Source organism: Pseudomonas sp. SCT, from assembly GCF_003864275.1.
Lineage (GTDB): Bacteria > Pseudomonadota > Gammaproteobacteria > Pseudomonadales > Pseudomonadaceae > Stutzerimonas > Stutzerimonas stutzeri_AE.
Window position 1 is genome coordinate 134,050 of record NZ_BDJA01000004.1, and the last position, 18,413, is coordinate 152,462.

Sequence of the window (18,413 nt, forward strand, 5' to 3'; positions counted from 1 at the left end):
ATCTCTAAATGAGTGAAATTCCCGCACCCCAATGGAATTGCGCCATGGAATGGCTTATCTGGCTGCAGGCTTCGCCCGACGACCAGGAACTGCGTGCTGCCTGCGAGGCCTGGCAACGGGCCTCGCCTGTAAATGCCAGCGCCTGGCAACGAGCGGAGCAGATATGGCAGCTGACTGGGCAGCTTCCGACGGAAGTTCAACGGCAGCGGCGTCCTGGCAAAAATGCCGGCGCCTGGATTGTCAACGTCATCTGCCGTCGCCCTCGGCGAGTCTGATACGCCCGCCGTTGCAGCAGGCGCCGCCCCGCGTCAACGGAAACCCCGGCGGGATACCGATCCGATAGAACGCCAAGGCTGGGTCAGAACGGATCGCCAGCCGCCTCGGGCTGATACTCGATGGCGAGCAGGGTGAGCTTGATGATCTTGCCGGCAGGGGTTGGCCAGTCGATGTGCTGGCCGACGCTCATGCCCAGCAGCGCCGTGCCCACCGGCGCCAGGACGGAAACAGTACCTTCCTTGCCAGCGTCGTGGGGGTAGACCAGCGTCAGGTGATATTCCTTGCCGGTTCCCTCATCCAGGCAATGCACCCGCGAGTTCATGGTGACGACACCGGCAGGCATTTCGCTGCGCTCCACAATCTGCGCCCGCGACAGTTCCTGCTCGAGCGCTTCGGCAGCCGGACCGTAGTCGTCGAGGCTGTCGAGCAGCCGCTCAAGGCGCTGCAGATCGAGTTGGGTAAGGATGATCGGCGGTGCACTGGTCATGGGTTCTGGCAAGCTCCTGCGAAAAATCAAAAGACGAAAAAAGCAAAACCCCGCCCGAAGGCGGGGTTTTGTTGACCTGCGAAAGACACTATCACAGCAGCCCGAATAAGCAAGGCCCCTGCCTGCAGGCCCCGGAAAACGGGGCCTGCGCGCCGATGGCTTAGATGTCCTCGAACTCTAACGCTTCGCCGCCCTGCTCCAGCGTCACTCGCGTCAGCAGCTCACCGAGGCGCTCGCCGCTGGCATCGCACAACCACAGCTGGCCGCCCTCGTCGTAGTCGAAATGAAAGCCGCCGGAGCGCGCCGCGACCCACAACTGGCGCAACACCGGCTGACGACTGAGGATCAGCTGGCTGCCGTTGGCGAAACGCACGGTCAGCACACCCCCGGAATTTTCCAGATCGACGTCCATGCTGGTGTCATCGAATACGTCCTCGACGCTCTCCTGCACAGCATCGACCAGATCGTGATAACGGGCTTCGCTCAGGCTCATGCAACATTTCCTCGAATTGTGCTGCGCGCGACCCTGCCGCACGCGATGGCGGCGAGCTTAGCAGGGGGCGGTCGAATCAAGCGAGCCGCCAGCCAGCAAGGCCGCCGGGTGACGTGCGGCTCACATAGGCAATCCGCCGGGTGCTGGGTATACTCCGGCGATTAGATTTTTCAAGGATTCCAGCCCCCATGAAGCGCCTCCTGCTTCCCTTCATCGCCCTCGCCGTCTTCGCCGCCGCGCTCAGCGGTTGTGGCCAGAAAGGTCCGCTGTACCTGCCGGATGACGAGCAGACCGTCAAAGAACGTTCCAAAGACCGTTTCGAACTCTAAAGGAGGCTGTTCATGGAGGCCTTCTCGTACCGCGACGGTCAACTCTTCGCGGAAGGCGTGGCACTGTCCGCACTTGCGCAACGCTTCGGCACCCCGACTTACGTCTATTCCCGCGCGCACATCGAGGCCCAGTACCGGGCCTATGCCGATGCGCTGGATGGCATGCCGCATCTGGTCTGCTTCGCCGTCAAAGCCAACTCGAACCTGGGCGTGCTGAACGTGCTGGCGCGCCTCGGTGCCGGCTTCGATATCGTTTCGCGCGGTGAGCTGGAGCGCGTGCTGGCCGCTGGCGGCCAGCCGGACCGTATCGTCTTCTCCGGCGTCGGCAAGACCCGTGACGACATGCGTCGCGCGCTGGAAGTCGGTGTGCATTGCTTCAACGTCGAGTCCACCGACGAGCTGGAGCGCCTGCAGAAGGTCGCCGCCGAGCTTGGCAAAAAGGCGCCCGTATCGCTGCGGGTCAATCCGGACGTCGATGCCGGCACCCACCCGTACATTTCCACCGGTCTGAAAGAGAACAAGTTCGGCATCGATATCGACAACGCCGAGACGGTCTATGCCCGCGCCGCCGAGCTGCCGAACCTGGAAGTGGTCGGCGTCGATTGCCACATCGGCTCGCAGCTGACCAGCCTGCCGCCCTTCCTCGATGCGCTCGATCGCCTGCTCGCCTTGACCGACCGCCTCGCCGCACGCGGCATCCAGATTCGTCACCTTGACCTCGGTGGCGGCCTTGGCGTGCGTTACCGCGACGAGCAGCCACCGCTGGCCGGCGACTACATCCAGGCCGTGCGCCAGCGCATCGAAGGCCGCGGCCTGGCGCTGGTGTTCGAACCGGGCCGCTCCATCGTCGCCAACGCCGGCGTGCTGCTGACCCGCGTGGAATACCTCAAGCACACCGCGCACAAGGATTTCGCCATCGTCGATGCGGCGATGAACGATCTGATCCGTCCGGCGCTGTATCAGGCCTGGATGAACGTCATCGCGGTGCAGCCGCACGAAGGCGATACGCGCCGCTACGACATCGTCGGGCCGATCTGCGAGACCGGCGATTTCCTCGCCAAGGATCGTGAGCTGGCGCTGGTCGAGGGCGACCTGCTGGCGGTGTGTTCGGCCGGTGCCTACGGCTTCGTCATGAGCTCCAACTACAACACCCGCGGTCGCGCCGCCGAGGTGCTGGTGGACGGTGACCAGGCCTTCGAAGTGCGCCGTCGCGAGAGCGTTCAGGAGCTATACGCCGGCGAAAGCCTGCTGCCCACTTGAGGCCAAGATCATGCTTCTGCGCTTTACCAAGATGCACGGTCTGGGCAATGACTTCATGGTCATCGACCTGGTCAGCCAGCACGCGCACATCCAGCCCAAGCACGCCAAGCAGTGGGGCGATCGCCATACCGGCGTCGGCTTCGATCAGCTGCTGATCGTCGAGCCACCGCAGAATCCGGACGTCGATTTCCGCTACCGCATCTTCAACTCCGACGGTTCGGAAGTGGAGCAGTGCGGCAACGGCGCGCGCTGCTTCGCCCGCTTCGTGGTCGACAAGCGCCTGACCGTCAAACGCAAGATCAAGGTCGAAACCAAGGGCGGCATCATCGAGCTGGACATCCGCCCGGATGGACAGATCCGCGTCGACATGGGCCCGCCACGCCTGGTGCCGGCCGAGATTCCGTTCCAGGCCGACCAGGAAGCCCTGTGTTATCCGCTCGAGGTCGATGGCCAGCGCGTCGAGCTGGCCGCCGTGTCGATGGGCAACCCCCACGCGGTGCTGCGCGTCGACAGCGTCGAGCAGGCACCCGTGCATGAGCTCGGACCGAAGATTGAGCATCACCCGCGCTTTCCACAACGGGTCAACGTTGGCTTCCTGCAGATCGTCGACCGCCGTCAGGCACGTCTGCGCGTCTGGGAGCGCGGCGCCGGTGAGACCCAGGCCTGTGGCACCGGTGCCTGCGCGGCCGCGGTAGCCGCCATTCGCCAGGGCTGGATGGACTCCCCGGTGCAGATCGACCTGCCGGGTGGCCGCCTGTCCATCGAATGGGCAGGTCCCGGACAGCCGGTTATGATGACCGGCCCCGCCGTTCGCGTATTTGAAGGACAGGTTCGCCTATGACCGACCAGACCCAGGGCAGCACCCCGCTTCCCGACGCCGAAGCCGTCGCCGCCTACCTGCGCGCCCATCCGGAGTTCTTCGTCGACCACGACGAGCTGATCCCGGAGTTGCGCATTCCCCATCAACCAGGCACCGCCGTGTCGCTGGTCGAACGCCAGGTCAAACTGCTGCGCGAGCGCAATATCGAGATGCGCCATCGCCTGTCGCAACTGATGGATGTGGCCCGCGACAACGACCGCCTGTTCGACAAGACCCGCCGCCTGGTGCTCGACCTGCTCGACGCCAGCAGCCTGGAAGAAGTGGTCAGCGCAGTCGAAGACAGCCTGCGCCATGAATTTCAGGTCCCCTATGTCAGCCTGATCCTGTTCAGCGAAGCCACGCTTCCGGTCGGCCGCTGCGTCAGCACCGGCGAGGCGCAGCAGAGCATCGGCGGGCTGCTCGACGGCGGCAAGACCATCTGCGGCGTACTGCGCCCGCATGAACTGAACTTCCTCTTCGGCGAGGATGGTGGCAGCGTTGGCTCTGCCGCGGTGGTCAGCCTGAACAACCAGCTCGGCGTGCTGGCCATCGGCAGCCCGGACCCGCAGCACTACAAGAGTTCGCTGGGCACGCTGTTCCTCGGCTATATCGCCGAAGTGCTGACCCGCGTGCTGCCGCGCTTCGGCACCCCGCTGCGCTCGGTGCGCTGAGCACAATTGCAGACCAACGCCAAGCATCACGCGCGCCTGCTCGCGGCCTGAGGCTGGAGCCTGCTCATGCAGAACGAACTCGACGCCTACTTCGAATACCTGCGCAGCGCCCGGCAACTGTCGGGCCACTCGTTGGAAGGCTACCGCCGCGACCTGAACAAGCTGCTGGCCCATTGCGAGCGCGAGCAGATAGCCGACTGGCGCGGGCTACAGGGCCGCCACCTGCGCCAGCTGATCGCTGAGCTACATCGTCAGGGCCAATCCAGCCGCAGCCTGGCACGCCTGCTGTCATCGGTGCGCGGCCTGTATCGCTATCTCAATCAGGAAGGCATCTGCCAACACGACCCGGCCGCCGGTCTGTCGGCGCCGAAAGGCGAACGGCGTCTACCGAAGCTGCTGGATACCGACCGGGCCATGCAGTTGCTCGATGGTGGCGTCGAGGACGACTTCATCGCCCTGCGTGACCAGGCGATGCTCGAGCTGTTCTATTCATCCGGTCTGCGCCTGTCGGAACTGGTTGGCCTGAACCTTGACCAGCTCGACCTGCCGGCGGGGCTGGTGCGGGTGCTCGGCAAGGGCAACAAGGTTCGCGAGCTGCCCGTCGGGCGCAAGGCGCGCGAGGCGTTGCAGGCCTGGTTGCCAATACGCGCGCTGGCCAACCCAGCCGATGGCGCGGTATTCATCGGCCAGCAGGGCCGTCGCCTCGGTGCCCGCGCCGTGCAACTGCGGGTGCGTCAGGCCGGTGTGCGCGAGCTCGGCCAGCATCTGCACCCACATATGCTGCGCCATAGCTTCGCCAGCCACCTGCTGGAGTCGTCCCAGGACCTGCGCTCGGTGCAGGAGCTGCTCGGCCATGCCGACATCGGCACCACGCAGATCTATACCCATCTGGACTTTCAGCACCTGGCCAAGGTCTACGATCAGGCGCATCCGCGCGCCAAGCGCAAGCAGGACACCGACACATGAGCATTCGCCTGATCACCTTCGACCTGGACGATACCTTCTGGGAAACCACGCCGGCAATCCAGAGCGCCGAGACCGCGCTGCGCGACTGGCTGGCGGTACATGCACCGCGCCTGGGCGAATTTCCCGTCGAGGCGCTGGGCGCTATCCGCCGCATGCTGATCGAACGGGACCCGGCGCTGCGCCACCGCATCAGCGAGCTGCGCCGACGCATCCTGCAGCACGCGTTACACGATGCCGGTTATCCCGCCGATGAAGCGGACGGGCTGGCCGAACAGGCGTTTCAGGTATTTCTCGATGCGCGCCATGAGGTGCAGATTTTCCCGGACGTGCAACCGACCCTGGAGTTTCTCGCCAATCACTACACCCTTGGCGTGATCACCAACGGCAATGCCGACGTGCGCCGCCTGGGCCTGGCCGACTATTTCCAGTTCACCCTGTGCGCCGAGGAGCTGGGCGTCGGCAAGCCGGACCCGCACCCGTTCCAGCAGGCCTTGCGACTGGGCGATGCGCGCCCGGAGCAAGCCGTGCACATCGGCGACCACGCCCTCGACGACATCGCCGGGGCGCAGCAGGCCGGCCTGCGGGCGATCTGGTTCAATCCAAAGCGCGCCGTCTGGCCGCACGACTACCATCCCGATGCCGAGATCCAGAGCCTGGCGGAGCTGCCAAAACTGCTGCATGGCTGGCGCGGCGACTGAACAACGATCCATACGCCAGACGCGAAAAAGCCCGCCGTGATGCGGGCTTTTTTGCAATTCGGCCGACTCAGATAGGGCGGCTGCCGTACTTGCTGTCCGGCTTCTTCGGCGGGTCGGCGACCACATTGGGTTCGACTTCCTGCACCTGGCCGCCACGCGCGAGGAATTCTTCCATGGCCCGCGCCAGCGCATCGCGCTCCTTCTGCTTGGCTTCCAGGCTCGGCAGTTCGTCCGGTTCCACGGCCTTGGCCTTGGCCTTCTTGGCCGGCGTAGCGCGCTCGCTGTCGGTGCCTTCGTCGTCGAGGCTGTCGTCGCCATCATCGGCAGCGTTCAGCTCTTCCCCTTCCTCCTCGTCGCTAACGTCCAGATCGTCTTGTTCTAGTTCTTCGTCGCTCATGTTCAACCTCATGGCCTTGCCAAAGCGGAGTAAGTTATAGCCCAGCGATGCGGAAAAACCGACACCGCCAAAAAAAATTCAACTTGCCGTCCCGTGCAGCGTTGCCACTATCTGCCGCGCCCCACCCTGGTCGCGGTGCTCTCCGAGATAGATGCCCTGCCAAGTACCGAGTGCCAGGCGCCCATCACTGACCGGCAGGCTCAACTGACAGCCGAGCAGGCTGGCCTTGAAGTGCGCAGGCAGATCGTCCGGCCCTTCGTAGTCGTGCTCGTAGCCCCCCTCACCCTGCGGCACCAGGCGATTGAAGAAGCGCTCGAAATCGCGCCGCACCGCTGCATCGGCATTCTCGTTGATCGTCAGCGACGCCGAGGTATGCCGCAGCCACAGGTGTAACAGACCGACCCGGCATTGCCGCAGTTCCGGCAGTGCATCTAGCAGTTCATCGGTAATGAGATGGAAGCCGCGTGGCCGCGCTCGCAAGGTGATCAGAGTCTGTTGCCACATGTTCGAGAGGCTCATGTTCAACGGCTGGTCGCGCGCATTCTAGCGTGGCGTAGAAAAAAACAAAGGGCGCCAAAAGGCGCCCTTGTCATGAACCGCGCAATTGTTACTGGCGAGTGAATTCCGGATAGGCTTCCAGACCGCACTCCACCACGTCCACACCCTCGTATTCCTCCTCCTCGCTGACGCGCAGGCCCATCACTGCCTTGATGATGCCCCAGACGATCAGGCTGGCGATGAACACCCAGAGGAAGATCGACACCAGGCCCAGCAGTTGTGCACCGAAGGTGGCATCGGCATTGGTCAGCGGCACGGCCATCAGGCCCCACATGCCGGCGACACCGTGCACGGAGATCGCTCCGACCGGGTCATCAAGCTTGAGCTTGTCCAGACCGAGGATGCTGAACACCACCAGCACACCACCCACACCACCGATCAGGGTCGCTTGCAGCGCGCTCGGGGTCAGCGGCTCTGCAGTGATGGCCACCAGGCCGGCTAGCGCACCGTTGAGGACCATGGTCAGGTCGGACTTGCCAAACAGCAGGCGCGCGGTGATCAGTGCAGCGATCAGGCCGCCAGCAGCACCCATGTTGGTGTTGACGAAGACCTGGGCCACGGCGTTGGCGTCTTCGATGGTGCTCATTTTCAGCTGCGAGCCACCGTTGAAGCCGAACCAACCCATCCAAAGGATGAAGGCACCGAGCGTCGCCATCGGCATGTTGGCGCCGGGAATGGCATTGATCTGGCCGTTCGGGCCGTACTTGCCCTTACGTGCACCGAGCAACAAGACACCCGCCAGAGCTGCAGCCGCGCCAGCCATGTGCACGATGCCGGAGCCGGCGAAGTCGAGGAAGCCAGCCGCGTCGAGGAAACCACCGCCCCACTTCCAGAAGCCCTGAACCGGATAGATGAAGCCGGTCATCACCACGGCGAAGGCGATGAACGCCCACAGCTTCATGCGCTCGGCCACCGCACCGGAGACCACCGACATGCAGGTTGCGGCGAACACGATCTGGAAGAAGAAGTCAGCGCGAGCGGAATAGTAAGGCGCATCCTCACCCCCGGCCGCGACCAGGTCGACTGCATGTTCGTCGCCGATCAGGAAGCCCAGACTCGGGAAAATGCCACCTTCCGGGCTGGAGTACATGATGTAGTAGCCGACCAGCAGGTACATGATCGAAGCCAGCGAGTAGAGCACGATGTTCTTGGTAAGAATCTCGGCGGTGTTCTTCGCCCGGACCAGACCGGCTTCGAGCATGGCAAAACCTGCCGCCATCCACATCACCAGCGCTCCGCAGATCACGAAGTAGAAGGTATCGAGTCCGTACTGGACGGGTATCAATGCAGTGCTATCCATGTGTCACCTCTTGCTGTCGCGCTGTATGCGCTGTTCGGTCCGCAGGCCATCGCATGCTGCATCGAAGGCCTGCACCGCTTTTAGGATTGGCCCCGGCGTTGGCTCCGGGGTGCCCTGAATGGATTACAGGTTGTAGCCACGCTCGTTATGCAGGCTGAGGTCCAGGCCGATGGTTTCCTGCTCCTCGTTGACCCGCAGCCCCATCACCAGATCGATCGCCTTGAGGATCAGGTAGGTGACGATGCCGGTGTACACCACGGTGAACAGCACGCCCTTGAACTGGATCCACAGCTGCAGACCAATGCTCTCCACTTCGCCGAAGCCGCCCAGCATGGGTGCGGCGAAGATGCCGGTAAGCAGCGCACCGACGATGCCGCCAATGCCGTGCACACCGAACGCATCCAGAGAGTCGTCGTAGCCGAGCTTGCGTTTCAGGCTGGTGGCGCAGAAGAAGCAGACCACTCCGGAGACCAGGCCGATGACCAGCGCGCCCATCGGACCGACGGTGCCGGCGGCCGGGGTGATGGCGACCAGACCGGCCACCACGCCGGAGGCGATGCCTAGCGCGCTGGGTTTGCCGTGGCCGATCCACTCGGCGAACATCCAACCCAGCGCCGCGGCTGCAGTAGCGATCTGGGTGACCAGCATGGCCATGCCGGCCGTACCGTTGGCGGCAATGGCCGAGCCTGCGTTGAAGCCAAACCAGCCGACCCAGAGCATCGCGGCACCGACCAGAGTCAGGCCCAGGTTGTGCGGCGCCATTGGCGTGTTCGGGTAACCCTTGCGCTTACCCAGCACCAGGCATGCCACCAGACCGGCGATACCGGCATTGATGTGCACCACGGTGCCGCCGGCGAAGTCGAGCACGCCCCAGTCCCACATCAGGCCGCCGTCGCCGCCCCATACCATGTGTGCGATCGGCGCATAGACCAGCGTGAACCAGACGCCCGTGAACACCAGCATCGCGGAGAACTTCATACGCTCGGCGAAGGCGCCGACGATAAGTGCCGGGGTGATGATGGCGAAGGTCATCTGGAAGGTGATGAAGACGCTTTCAGGGAAGGCGCCGACCAGGCTGTCGGGCGTCAGACCGCTGAGGAAAGCGCGATCCAGACCGCCAACGAAAGAATTGAAGTTGGTGACCCCGGCTTCCATACCCGTGGTGTCGAAAGCGAGGCTGTAGCCATAGACCATCCAGAGGATGCTCATCAGGCCGGTGACGGCGAAGCACTGCATCATCACCGAGAGAATGTTCTTCGAGCGGACCATGCCGCCGTAGAACAGTGCCAGCCCAGGGATGGTCATGAACAGCACCAGCGCAGTGGCCGTCAGCATCCATGCCGTGTCGCCTGAATCCAGCGTTGCCTCCTGCGCCAGGGCCAGGCCTGGACTTATCAGAGACAAAAGGGCTCCTAGCCCTGCGAATCTTCGCAGAGTCATGGTTTTACTCCTGGGGCGTGGGGGTTCGGAGGTGCTGCTTAAATCGCGTCGGTATCGGTTTCGCCGGTACGGATGCGGATGGCCTGTTCCAGGTTGACCACGAAGATCTTGCCGTCACCGATCTTGCCGGTATTGGCGGCCTTGGTGATGGCCTCGATGACGCGATCGAGCTGATCGTCGGCGATGGCTACATCGATCTTCACTTTCGGCAGGAAGTCGACGACGTATTCGGCACCACGGTATAGCTCAGTGTGACCCTTCTGACGACCGAAGCCTTTGACTTCAGTAACGGTGATGCCCTGTACGCCGATTTCCGACAGAGACTCGCGCACGTCGTCCAGCTTGAACGGCTTGATGATGGCAGTGACTAGTTTCATGAAAACTTCTCCCGTTTTAGGTGGACTTGCCCCAGAAGTACGAACCCGGCTCAAGTCTAAGCTCAGTGTCTGGCTCTTGTAACGCTCCGGCTGTACCCGAGCAGCTGACCGACACCACCAACCTCTCCGACAAAGCGTCTCGAATCACCCATGCACCGCAACCCGCTGGTGCATGCGTTGCTGGGGACAAAGCAGAATCGATGCCAGCTTTACGCAAGCCCCAATTTGCAAGGGCTTTTACCCAGAACGGAGGCGGCCGACGGACGGTTGCGCTCAGCCGACGCACCCTAATGGTGCGACTGCGCACCACCCCCTGCTCAGTTTCTGTGCACGACGCGCCAGAAAGCCGCAAAAAACACCGTGCTACACTGCGCCCCGTCCAACGACAGGTGCTTTCAATGTTGCCGCCAAAAGCTTTTCTAGATGCCATCGGCTCCCAGGCCTCGCGCCTGTTCAACGGCGAGACGCCGCTGCCGCGTGGTGAATTCGAAGCCCAGCTCAAGGGCGTGGTGCAGGGCGCGCTGAACAAGCTCGACGTAGTCAGCCGCGATGAGTTCGACAGCCAGATGGTGGTACTCGCCCGTACTCGTACTCGCCTGGAAGCGCTTGAGGCCAAGGTCGCCGAACTGGAAGAAAAGCTCACGCCGCCCGCGCCCTGACAGGTCGGGCCGCGACACGATCAAAGGAGTGATCGAATGTCCCTGGCCATAGTTCATAGCCGCGCGCAGATCGGTGTAGAAGCGCCGCCGGTAACCGTCGAAGCCCACCTGGCCAACGGTCTGCCAGCCCTCGCGCTGGTCGGCCTGCCGGAAACCGCCGTCAAGGAAAGCAAGGACCGCGTGCGCAGCGCCATCCTCACCTCCGGCTTCGACTTCCCGCCGCGCCGCATCACCCTCAATCTTGCGCCCGCCGATTTACCCAAGGATGGCGGTCGTTTCGACCTGGCCATCGCCCTGGGCATTCTCGCAGCCAGCGGTCAGCTGCCCGCCGAGCGCCTCGACAGTCTGGAATGCCTCGGCGAGCTCGCACTCTCCGGTGCCTTGCGTCCGGTTCAGGGCGTGTTGCCGGCAGCCCTTGCCGCCCGGGCTGCCGGACGCGCCTTGCTGGTGCCGCGAGCCAACGCCGAGGAAGCCAGCCTCGCTTCCGGGCTCACCGTCTATGCCGCCGAACACCTGCTCGAGGTCGCTGCGCACTTCAACGGCGTCACACCGCTCGAACCCTATGCCGCCCAAGGCCTGCTGCGGCAGATTCAGCCCTACCCGGACCTGGCTGACGTACAAGGCCAGCAGGCCGCCAAGCGCGGGCTGCTGATTGCCGCGGCTGGTGCTCACAACCTCTTGTTTTCCGGGCCACCTGGCACCGGCAAGACTCTGCTGGCCAGCCGCCTGCCCGGCCTGTTGCCGCCGCTCGACGAACAGGAAGCGCTGGAAGTCGCCGCCATCCATTCGGTGGCCAGCCACAGCCCACTTGAACATTGGCCGCAGCGTCCCTTTCGGCAGCCCCATCACAGTGCATCGGGCCCTGCGCTGGTCGGTGGCGGCAGCCGGCCGCAGCCGGGCGAGATCACTTTGGCGCACCAAGGTGTGCTGTTTCTCGACGAGCTACCGGAGTTCGACCGCAAGGTGCTCGAGGTCCTGCGCGAGCCGCTGGAATCAGGCCATATCGTAATTGCCCGAGCGCGCGACAAGGTGCGCTTTCCGGCGCGCTTCCAGCTCGTGGCGGCGATGAACCCCTGCCCGTGCGGCTATCTCGGCGATCCCAACGGACGCTGCCGCTGCACGCCGGATCAGATCCAGCGTTATCGCAACAAGCTCTCCGGCCCGCTGCTCGACCGCATCGACCTGCATCTGACCGTGGCGCGTGAGGCCACGGCACTCAACGCACCACCGCAAACAGGGCAAAGCAGTGCCGTGCTGGCCGCTCAAGTGGCGCAGGCGCGACAGCTGCAACAGGCTCGCCAGGGCTGTGCCAATGCCTTTCTCGACCTGGCGGGCCTGCGCAGTCATTGCCAGCTGACGGCTGAGGATCAGGCCTGGCTGGAGCGCGCCTGCGAACGCCTGGCGCTGTCGCTGCGCGCCGCGCACCGTCTGCTCAAGGTGGCACGCACTCTCGCCGATTTGGAACAAGCTGCGTGCATCAGTCGCCAGCACCTCGCCGAAGCACTGCAGTACCGGCCCGGCAGCCAGGCCTGAGCCACTCTGGCGCGGGCTCTGGCTCGCGCAAATCGGCCGCGGACAACCGGCGTCCTTCGCGGTCTGTGTTAAGTTGGCTGGCTTTCGCCACAGGCGGCCACTCCCCCAGACACAATCCGAAGGAGCGCAGCATGGAGGCAAAACAGCCCTCGTCTTCCCACCTCAACGCCCCGGTCTTCTATGGCTCGGCGGTTATCATCCTGGCGCTGGTGATCTACAGCGTCGCGTTCCAGAGCCACGCACAAACCCTGTTTGGCGACACCCAGGCCTGGATCATCGCCAACGTCAGCTGGCTCTACATCCTTGCCGTCGCACTCATCCTGCTGATGGTGGTGCTGCTGGCATTCAGTCGCTATGGCGACATCAAGCTCGGCCCGGACCACAGCGAGCCGGACTACAGCGCGCTGACCTGGTTCGCCATGCTGTTCTCCGCCGGCATGGGCATCGGCCTGATGTTCTTCGGCGTCGCCGAACCGGTGATGCACTTCCTCTCGCCGCCGACCGGCGAAGGCGGCACCACGCTCGCCGCGCGCGAGGCGATGAAGATCACCTTCTTCCACTGGGGCCTGCACGCCTGGTCGATCTACGCCATCGTGGCGATGATCCTGGCCTACTTCGCCTACCGCCATGGCCTGCCGCTGACGCTGCGCTCGGCGCTCTATCCACTGATCGGCGAGCGCATCTACGGGCCAATCGGCCATGCCGTGGACATCTTCGCCATCATCGGCACCGTACTCGGGGTCGCCACCTCGCTGGGTCTGGGCGTCACCCAGATCAACACCGGCCTGAACCACCTCTATGGCCTGCCGATCTCGGTGCCGGTGCAGATCGGCCTGATCATCGCCACCACGCTGTTGGCCACGGTTTCGGTGGTTACCGGGCTGGACAAGGGCGTGCGCCGCTTGTCCGAGCTGAACCTGACACTGGCAGCACTGCTGTTGCTGATGGTGCTCGTTGCCGGGCCGACGGTGTTCATCCTGCAGACTTTCGTGCAGAACACCGGTAGCTACCTGTCGGACATCGTCGACAAGACCTTCAACCTCTACGCCTACGAGCCGAACGACTGGATCGGCGGCTGGACGCTGTTCTACTGGGGCTGGTGGCTGGCCTGGTCGCCCTTCGTCGGGCTGTTCATCGCGCGTATCTCGCGAGGCCGGACGATTCGCGAGTTCGTCGCCGGCGTGCTGCTGGTGCCGACCGCCTTCACCCTGCTGTGGATGACCGTATTCGGTGACACCGCGATTCACATGATCCTCTGGGAGCACGTGACCAGCCTCGGCGATGCCATCGAACAGGACAGCTCGCTGGCGCTGTTCGCCTTCCTCGAGCACTTCCCGTTCTCCGCGCTCATCTCGCTGATCGCCATCATCATGGTGGTGGTGTTCTTCGTCACCTCGGCGGATTCCGGTGCACTGGTGGTGGACATGCTCGCCTCCGGCGGCAAACAGGGCACGCCGGTCTGGCAGCGGATCTTCTGGGCGATGTCCATGGGCGGCGTGGCCATCGCACTGCTACTGGCCGATGGCCTGACCGCCCTGCAGACCGCGACCATCGCCAGCGCCCTGCCCTTCACCATCGCGCTGCTCTGTTCGATGTGGGGCCTGCTCAAGGCGCTGCGCCTGGATGCCACCAAGCAGGGGCTGCGCTACCAGGCGCTGAGCACCTCGCCCAGCGCGCCGCGCACAGCGGGAGGCTGGCAGCGCCGACTGCGCACGCTGATGCTGTTTCCGCGGCGCGCCCATGTGGTGCGCTTCATCACCGAAGTGGTGCGCCCGGCCTACGAGGACATCGCCGAGGAAATGCGCAAGCAGGGCTATGTGGTCGAGATCAGCGAAGGCGAAGACCGTCGCCTGCGCTTCGAAATCACCCATGACGGCGAGCCGGATTTCATCTACGAGGTTCGCCCCCGCGCCTACGCCATGCCGAGCTTCGTCGCCACCAGCGATGACGACGAACGCGAGGAGCGCAAGTACTTCCGTGCCGAGGTGCACCTGAAGGAAGGCGGTCAGGATTACGACGTGATGGGCTGGAGCCGCGAGGACGTCATCAGCGACATCCTCGGCCAGTACGAGAAACACATGCACTTCCTGCACATGGTCCGCTGAATCGCTCCGGCGTCCTGGCACGGCCAGGACGCCCCCGATCAGTGCGCCACACCTGCGGACAGACGTTCGGCACTCATGAAGCTAACCAGCTCGGCCAATGGCAGCGGCTGGCTGACCAGATAGCCCTGCACCTGCTGCGCGCCGAACTGGCGCAGCAGCTCAAGCTGTTCAGCCGTCTCGACGCCTTCGGCAACCACCTCCAGGTCGAGGTTGTGCGCCAGCCCGACCATCGCCTGCACCAGCTGCAGTTTCTCCGGCCGCAGGATCATGCCGGCGACAAAGCTCTTGTCGATCTTCAGCAGCGTGATCGGCAGGCTGGACAGGTGCACGAACGACGAAAAGCCGGTGCCGAAATCATCCAGCGAGAAACGCACGCCCAGCTCGCCCAGCGCATTCATGGCGCTCTGTACCTGATCGCTACGACGCATCACCGCGGTTTCGGTGAGTTCGAATTCCAGCCAGTGCGGATCGATGCCACGCTCGTCGATCAGGCGGTTGAGGGTCGGCAGCAGCTGGCTGTCCTGGAACTGGCGAAACGACAGGTTGATCGCCATGTGCAGCGCATCGGCGCCGCCATCCTGCAGGCTTTGCAGATCACGCAGCGCCCGGGCGATTACCCAGTAGCCGAGCGGCACGATCAGCCCGCTCTCCTCGGCCATGGGTATGAATGCGTCCGGGGCCAGCAGGCCTCTTTCCGGATGCAGCCAGCGCACCAGCGCCTCCAGCCCGACGATGCGCCCGCTCTCCAGGCACAGACGCGGCTGATAGTGCAGCTCCAGCTCGCCGCGACGCAGGGCGCGGCGCAGCTCACCTTCCTGATCGGCCAGGCTGCGCGCGCTGCGGCTGACCTGCTCGTCATAGAAACACCAGGTGCAGCCTTGGCTCGCCTTGGCCTGGCGCATGGCGATCTGCGCGTGCCAGAGCAGCGGATCGGCCTTGATGCCCGCGCTGGCCCGCGCCAGACCGATGCTGCAGCCAAGCATCAGGCTCTCGCCTTCCACCCAGTAGGGTTCTGCCAATGCCTCGACGATACGATCGGCTACCGCCTCGGCGCGCTGCGGATCACCGCGGGTATCGAGCAACAGCGCGAACTCGTCGCCGCCCAGCCGCGCCAGCATGTCGCCGACCTCCAGCTGCGCCTTGAGCCGCGCCACCACCTGCAGGATCAGCCGGTCCCCGGCCTCGTGGCCCAGGGCATCGTTGACGTGGCGAAAGTTGTCCAGATCCAGATAACCCAGCACCAGGCCCTGCTCCTGGTGTTCGGCCAGGGCATCGAACAGCAGCGTCTGGAAGCCCTGGCGGTTGACGATACCGGTGTGCGGGTCCTGCTCGGCGAGCTTCTGCAGGGTGCCCTGCAGGTTGCAGCGCTCACGCACGTAGCGCAGGCAACGGCGCAGCACCTCGGGGCTCAGCTGATCGGCTACCAGCCAGTCCACCGCACCCTCCGGAGAGTCCGCTGGTTCTTCGTCGAGCAGCAGGATCAGCGGCCAGGGATAGCGCCCGACCGGCGGCCGGCATTGAGGGGTCGCCAGCAGCAGGCAGGGCGATGCGAGCAGCTCGCCGGCTGATTCGCAGCTCGCCGCGATGACCAACCGCTCCGTGCAATGCGAAGCCTGCAGGCAGTCACGCAGCCGCGTCGCCCATTCGGGACGATCGGCAAGTAACAGCAGCGGCATGGTTTGCACGGGCGCTGACAAGCGGCCTCCAGACTCGATGGGTTTGTAGACGAGCGACACGCACCCGATTCCCGCACAGTCCTTTGCAAATGCCCTGCCTCCTGCAGCGCGCACAAGACTAATCCATTATTTCGTTCAGCCAAGCCCCATGCGCGACGATCGGTGATTTATTGAGCATGCAACGGGCCAGCATCGGCGCATCAGCCTGTTAAACTCCCGCCCCCGCTTCGAATGACCTGAACTCCATGTCCCGACTCAATCCTCGGCAGCAGGAAGCCGTGAACTACGTCGGCGGCCCCCTGCTGGTGCTCGCCGGCGCCGGCTCCGGCAAGACCAGCGTGATCACCCGCAAGATTGCCTATCTGGTGCAGCAGTGCGGCATCCAGGCCCGCCATATCGTCGCCATGACCTTCACCAACAAGGCCGCGCGCGAAATGAAGGAGCGCGTCGGCAGCCTGCTCAAGGGCGCCGAGGCGCGCGGCCTGACCGTGTCCACCTTCCACAACCTGGGCATGAACATCATCCGCAAGGAATACGCGCGGATGGGCTACAAGCCCGGTTTCTCGATCTTCGATGACGGCGACATCAAGGCGCTGCTCACCGACATCATGCAGAAGGAGTATTCCGGCGACGACGGCGCCGATGAGATCAAGAACTACATCGACAGCTGGAAGAACGATCTGATCCTGCCCGACGAGGCCCTGGCCAACGCGCGCAATCCCAAGGAGCAGACCGCCGCCATCGTCTATCTGCACTACCAGCGTACGCTCAAGGCGTACAACGCGGTGGACTTCAACGACCTGATCCTGCTGCCGGTGAAACTCTTTCAAGAGCACGCCGACATCCTGGAGAAGTGGCAGAACCGCATCCGCTACCTGTTAGTCGACGAATACCAGGACACCAACGCCAGCCAGTATCTGCTGGTCAAGCTGCTGGTGGGCATGCGCAACCAGTTCACCGTGGTCGGCGACGACGACCAGTCGATCTACGCCTGGCGTGGCGCGCGGCCGGAAAACCTGATGCTGCTCAAAGAGGATTACCCCTCGCTGAAGGTGGTGATGCTGGAGCAGAACTACCGCTCCACCAGCCGCATCCTCAAGTGCGCCAACATCCTCATCGCCAACAACCCGCACGTGTTCGAGAAGCAGCTGTGGTCGGAGATGGGCCACGGCGACGAGATCCGGGTGATCCGCACGCGCAACGAGGATGCCGAGTGCGAGCGGGTGGCGCTGGAGATCCTCACCGAACACCTGCGTACCCAGCGCCCCTACAGCGACTTCGCCATCCTCTACCGCGGCAACTACCAGGCCAAGCTGATGGAGCTGAAGCTGCAGCACCACCAGATTCCCTATCGGCTGTCCGGCGGCACCAGCTTCTTCGCCCGCCAGGAAGTGAAGGATCTGATGAGCTACTTCCGCCTGCTGGTCAACCCGGACGACGACAACGCCTTCCTGCGGGTGATCAATGTGCCGCGCCGCGAGATCGGCTCCACCACCCTGGAAAAGCTCGGCAACTATGCCAGCGAGCGCGGCATCTCGATGTACGCCGCCGCTGACGAGATCGGCCTCGGCGCGCATCTGGACAGCCGCTATGCCGAGCGCCTGGCGCGCTTCAAGCACTGGATGGACAACGTCCGCCAGCAATGCGTGGTCAACGAGCCGATCGCCGCCATCCGCAGCATGGTGATGGACATCGACTACGAGAACTGGCTGCGCCAGAACGCCTCCAGCGACAAGGTGGCCGACGCACGCATGGGCAACGTCTGGTTCCTCGTCGATGCGCTGAAAAACACGCTGGATAAAGACGAAGATGGCGACATGACCATCGAGGACGCCATCGGCAAGCTGGTGCTGCGCGACATGCTCGAGCGTCAGCAGGAAGAGGAAGAAGGCGCCGAGGGCGTGCAGATGATGACCATGCACGCCTCCAAGGGCCTGGAATTCCCCTCGGTGTACATCATCGGCTTCGAGGAAGAGATTCTGCCGCACCGCTCCAGCATCGAGTCCGACACCATCGAGGAAGAGCGGCGCCTGGCCTACGTCGGCATCACCCGCGCCAAGCGCAACCTGGCACTGACCTTCGCCGCCAAGCGCAAGCAGTATGGCGAGGTGATCGACTGCACGCCGAGCCGCTTCCTCGACGAACTGCCGCCCGAGGACCTGGTCTGGGAAGGCCAGGAGGATGCGCCGGTGGAGGTCAAGGCCGCGCGCGGCAACGACGCCCTGGCGGCGATGCGGGCGATGCTCAAGCGCTGACGCCACGCCCTTCTTTTCGAGGGGCATTCAGCACCGGTTTGTATCCCGTAACCCAACCGCGGCATGCTTTGCCG

The 18,413-nt window shown here is 64.1% G+C and carries 19 protein-coding genes; 11 read left to right on the plus strand and 8 right to left on the minus strand.

The window, feature by feature from the left end; all coding sequences use genetic code 11:
• The first annotated feature begins 44 nt into the window (after window positions 1–44).
• Window positions 45–275, plus strand: a complete 231-nt coding sequence (locus tag BHD08_RS11725; protein WP_041756778.1) for a DUF4880 domain-containing protein — start codon at window positions 45–47, stop codon at window positions 273–275.
• An 83-nt stretch (window positions 276–358) separates the two neighbouring features.
• On the opposite strand, the gene rnk is transcribed toward BHD08_RS11725, so the two are convergent.
• A complete protein-coding gene (rnk, locus tag BHD08_RS11730; protein ID WP_015278422.1) occupies window positions 359–763 on the minus strand; it encodes a nucleoside diphosphate kinase regulator in 405 nt (134 codons plus the stop codon).
• 160 nt (window positions 764–923) lie between these two features.
• Complete coding sequence (gene cyaY, locus BHD08_RS11735; RefSeq protein ID WP_015278423.1) at window positions 924–1,256, minus strand: iron donor protein CyaY; 333 nt, start codon at window positions 1,254–1,256, stop codon at window positions 924–926.
• 188 nt (window positions 1,257–1,444) lie between these two features.
• Here cyaY and BHD08_RS11740 point away from each other — a divergent pair, with 188 nt between their 5' ends.
• The 6 genes from BHD08_RS11740 (at window position 1,445) to BHD08_RS11765 (ending at window position 6,039) form a co-directional block, all read left to right on the plus strand.
• On the plus strand, window positions 1,445–1,585 hold the full coding sequence (locus BHD08_RS11740) for a lipoprotein (protein WP_003283423.1): 141 nt from the start codon (window positions 1,445–1,447) through the stop codon (window positions 1,583–1,585).
• Between the two features lie 12 nt (window positions 1,586–1,597).
• Window positions 1,598–2,845: a diaminopimelate decarboxylase gene (lysA, locus tag BHD08_RS11745; protein WP_125022454.1), complete on the plus strand. Its 1,248-nt coding sequence runs from the start codon at window positions 1,598–1,600 to the stop codon at window positions 2,843–2,845.
• Window positions 2,846–2,855: 10 nt separating this feature from the next.
• Window positions 2,856–3,686 carry a diaminopimelate epimerase gene (gene dapF / locus BHD08_RS11750; RefSeq protein WP_125022456.1) on the plus strand — a complete coding sequence of 277 codons (831 nt, stop codon included), beginning with the start codon at window positions 2,856–2,858 and terminating at the stop codon, window positions 3,684–3,686.
• The gene (locus BHD08_RS11755) at window positions 3,683–4,375 is read left to right on the plus strand and encodes a DUF484 family protein (protein WP_015278426.1); all 693 of its coding nucleotides are present in this window, start codon (window positions 3,683–3,685) and stop codon (window positions 4,373–4,375) included. The genes dapF and BHD08_RS11755 overlap by 4 nt, the downstream gene beginning before the upstream one ends.
• 66 nt (window positions 4,376–4,441) lie before the next feature.
• Window positions 4,442–5,341, plus strand: a complete 900-nt coding sequence (xerC, locus tag BHD08_RS11760; RefSeq protein WP_125022458.1) for a tyrosine recombinase XerC — start codon at window positions 4,442–4,444, stop codon at window positions 5,339–5,341.
• Window positions 5,338–6,039, plus strand: coding sequence for an HAD family hydrolase (locus tag BHD08_RS11765; RefSeq protein WP_125022460.1), 702 nt, complete (start codon window positions 5,338–5,340; stop codon window positions 6,037–6,039). Before xerC ends, BHD08_RS11765 begins: the two co-directional genes overlap by 4 nt.
• Window positions 6,040–6,106: 67 nt before the next feature.
• Here the strand turns inward: BHD08_RS11765 and sutA are convergent, their stop codons facing one another.
• From sutA to glnK, 5 genes are all read right to left on the minus strand, one after another.
• Window positions 6,107–6,436, minus strand: a complete 330-nt coding sequence (gene sutA, locus BHD08_RS11770) for a transcriptional regulator SutA (RefSeq protein WP_003283413.1) — start codon at window positions 6,434–6,436, stop codon at window positions 6,107–6,109.
• 78 nt (window positions 6,437–6,514) lie between these two features.
• Window positions 6,515–6,940: a secondary thiamine-phosphate synthase enzyme YjbQ gene (locus tag BHD08_RS11775; RefSeq protein ID WP_058063638.1), complete on the minus strand. Its 426-nt coding sequence runs from the start codon at window positions 6,938–6,940 to the stop codon at window positions 6,515–6,517.
• Window positions 6,941–7,043: 103 nt separating this feature from the next.
• Window positions 7,044–8,294 carry an ammonium transporter gene (locus BHD08_RS11780; RefSeq protein WP_003283411.1) on the minus strand — a complete coding sequence of 417 codons (1,251 nt, stop codon included), beginning with the start codon at window positions 8,292–8,294 and terminating at the stop codon, window positions 7,044–7,046.
• Between the two features lie 123 nt (window positions 8,295–8,417).
• Window positions 8,418–9,734 (minus strand): ammonium transporter, encoded by a 1,317-nt coding sequence (locus tag BHD08_RS11785; RefSeq protein ID WP_003283409.1) that lies wholly within the window; start codon window positions 9,732–9,734, stop codon window positions 8,418–8,420.
• Window positions 9,735–9,772: 38 nt separating this feature from the next.
• Complete coding sequence (glnK, locus tag BHD08_RS11790) at window positions 9,773–10,111, minus strand: P-II family nitrogen regulator (protein ID WP_003096476.1); 339 nt, start codon at window positions 10,109–10,111, stop codon at window positions 9,773–9,775.
• Window positions 10,112–10,509: 398 nt separating this feature from the next.
• On the opposite strand from glnK, the gene BHD08_RS11795 reads away from it, so the two are divergent.
• The 3 genes from BHD08_RS11795 (at window position 10,510) to betT (ending at window position 14,408) form a co-directional block, all read left to right on the plus strand.
• A complete protein-coding gene (locus BHD08_RS11795) occupies window positions 10,510–10,770 on the plus strand; it encodes an accessory factor UbiK family protein (protein ID WP_125022462.1) in 261 nt (86 codons plus the stop codon).
• Between the two features lie 36 nt (window positions 10,771–10,806).
• Window positions 10,807–12,303, plus strand: coding sequence for a YifB family Mg chelatase-like AAA ATPase (locus BHD08_RS11800; RefSeq protein WP_125022464.1), 1,497 nt, complete (start codon window positions 10,807–10,809; stop codon window positions 12,301–12,303).
• 131 nt (window positions 12,304–12,434) lie between these two features.
• Window positions 12,435–14,408, plus strand: a complete 1,974-nt coding sequence (gene betT, locus BHD08_RS11805; protein ID WP_015278434.1) for a choline BCCT transporter BetT — start codon at window positions 12,435–12,437, stop codon at window positions 14,406–14,408.
• Window positions 14,409–14,446: 38 nt separating this feature from the next.
• On the opposite strand, the gene BHD08_RS11810 is transcribed toward betT, so the two are convergent.
• Window positions 14,447–16,084, minus strand: coding sequence for a bifunctional diguanylate cyclase/phosphodiesterase (locus BHD08_RS11810; RefSeq protein WP_041756780.1), 1,638 nt, complete (start codon window positions 16,082–16,084; stop codon window positions 14,447–14,449).
• 245 nt (window positions 16,085–16,329) lie between these two features.
• Between BHD08_RS11810 and rep the strand changes: the two genes are divergently transcribed.
• A complete protein-coding gene (gene rep, locus BHD08_RS11815; RefSeq protein WP_015278436.1) occupies window positions 16,330–18,339 on the plus strand; it encodes a DNA helicase Rep in 2,010 nt (669 codons plus the stop codon).
• Window positions 18,340–18,413: the final 74 nt, after the last annotated feature.

Excerpts from the sequence above, each read along its gene's own strand:
- BHD08_RS11725 (WP_041756778.1), top strand. The coding sequence starts at position 45 with ATGGAATGGCTTATCTGGCTGCAGGCTTCGCCCGACGACCAGGAACTG.
- rnk (WP_015278422.1), bottom strand. The coding sequence starts at position 763 with ATGACCAGTGCACCGCCGATCATCCTTACCCAACTCGATCTGCAGCGC.
- cyaY (WP_015278423.1), bottom strand. The coding sequence starts at position 1,256 with ATGAGCCTGAGCGAAGCCCGTTATCACGATCTGGTCGATGCTGTGCAG.
- BHD08_RS11740 (WP_003283423.1), top strand. The coding sequence starts at position 1,445 with ATGAAGCGCCTCCTGCTTCCCTTCATCGCCCTCGCCGTCTTCGCCGCC.
- lysA (WP_125022454.1), top strand. The coding sequence starts at position 1,598 with ATGGAGGCCTTCTCGTACCGCGACGGTCAACTCTTCGCGGAAGGCGTG.
- dapF (WP_125022456.1), top strand. The coding sequence starts at position 2,856 with ATGCTTCTGCGCTTTACCAAGATGCACGGTCTGGGCAATGACTTCATG.
- BHD08_RS11755 (WP_015278426.1), top strand. The coding sequence starts at position 3,683 with ATGACCGACCAGACCCAGGGCAGCACCCCGCTTCCCGACGCCGAAGCC.
- xerC (WP_125022458.1), top strand. The coding sequence starts at position 4,442 with ATGCAGAACGAACTCGACGCCTACTTCGAATACCTGCGCAGCGCCCGG.
- BHD08_RS11765 (WP_125022460.1), top strand. The coding sequence starts at position 5,338 with ATGAGCATTCGCCTGATCACCTTCGACCTGGACGATACCTTCTGGGAA.
- sutA (WP_003283413.1), bottom strand. The coding sequence starts at position 6,436 with ATGAGCGACGAAGAACTAGAACAAGACGATCTGGACGTTAGCGACGAG.
- BHD08_RS11775 (WP_058063638.1), bottom strand. The coding sequence starts at position 6,940 with ATGTGGCAACAGACTCTGATCACCTTGCGAGCGCGGCCACGCGGCTTC.
- BHD08_RS11780 (WP_003283411.1), bottom strand. The coding sequence starts at position 8,294 with ATGGATAGCACTGCATTGATACCCGTCCAGTACGGACTCGATACCTTC.
- BHD08_RS11785 (WP_003283409.1), bottom strand. The coding sequence starts at position 9,734 with ATGACTCTGCGAAGATTCGCAGGGCTAGGAGCCCTTTTGTCTCTGATA.
- glnK (WP_003096476.1), bottom strand. The coding sequence starts at position 10,111 with ATGAAACTAGTCACTGCCATCATCAAGCCGTTCAAGCTGGACGACGTG.
- BHD08_RS11795 (WP_125022462.1), top strand. The coding sequence starts at position 10,510 with ATGTTGCCGCCAAAAGCTTTTCTAGATGCCATCGGCTCCCAGGCCTCG.
- BHD08_RS11800 (WP_125022464.1), top strand. The coding sequence starts at position 10,807 with ATGTCCCTGGCCATAGTTCATAGCCGCGCGCAGATCGGTGTAGAAGCG.
- betT (WP_015278434.1), top strand. The coding sequence starts at position 12,435 with ATGGAGGCAAAACAGCCCTCGTCTTCCCACCTCAACGCCCCGGTCTTC.
- BHD08_RS11810 (WP_041756780.1), bottom strand. The coding sequence starts at position 16,084 with ATGCCGCTGCTGTTACTTGCCGATCGTCCCGAATGGGCGACGCGGCTG.
- rep (WP_015278436.1), top strand. The coding sequence starts at position 16,330 with ATGTCCCGACTCAATCCTCGGCAGCAGGAAGCCGTGAACTACGTCGGC.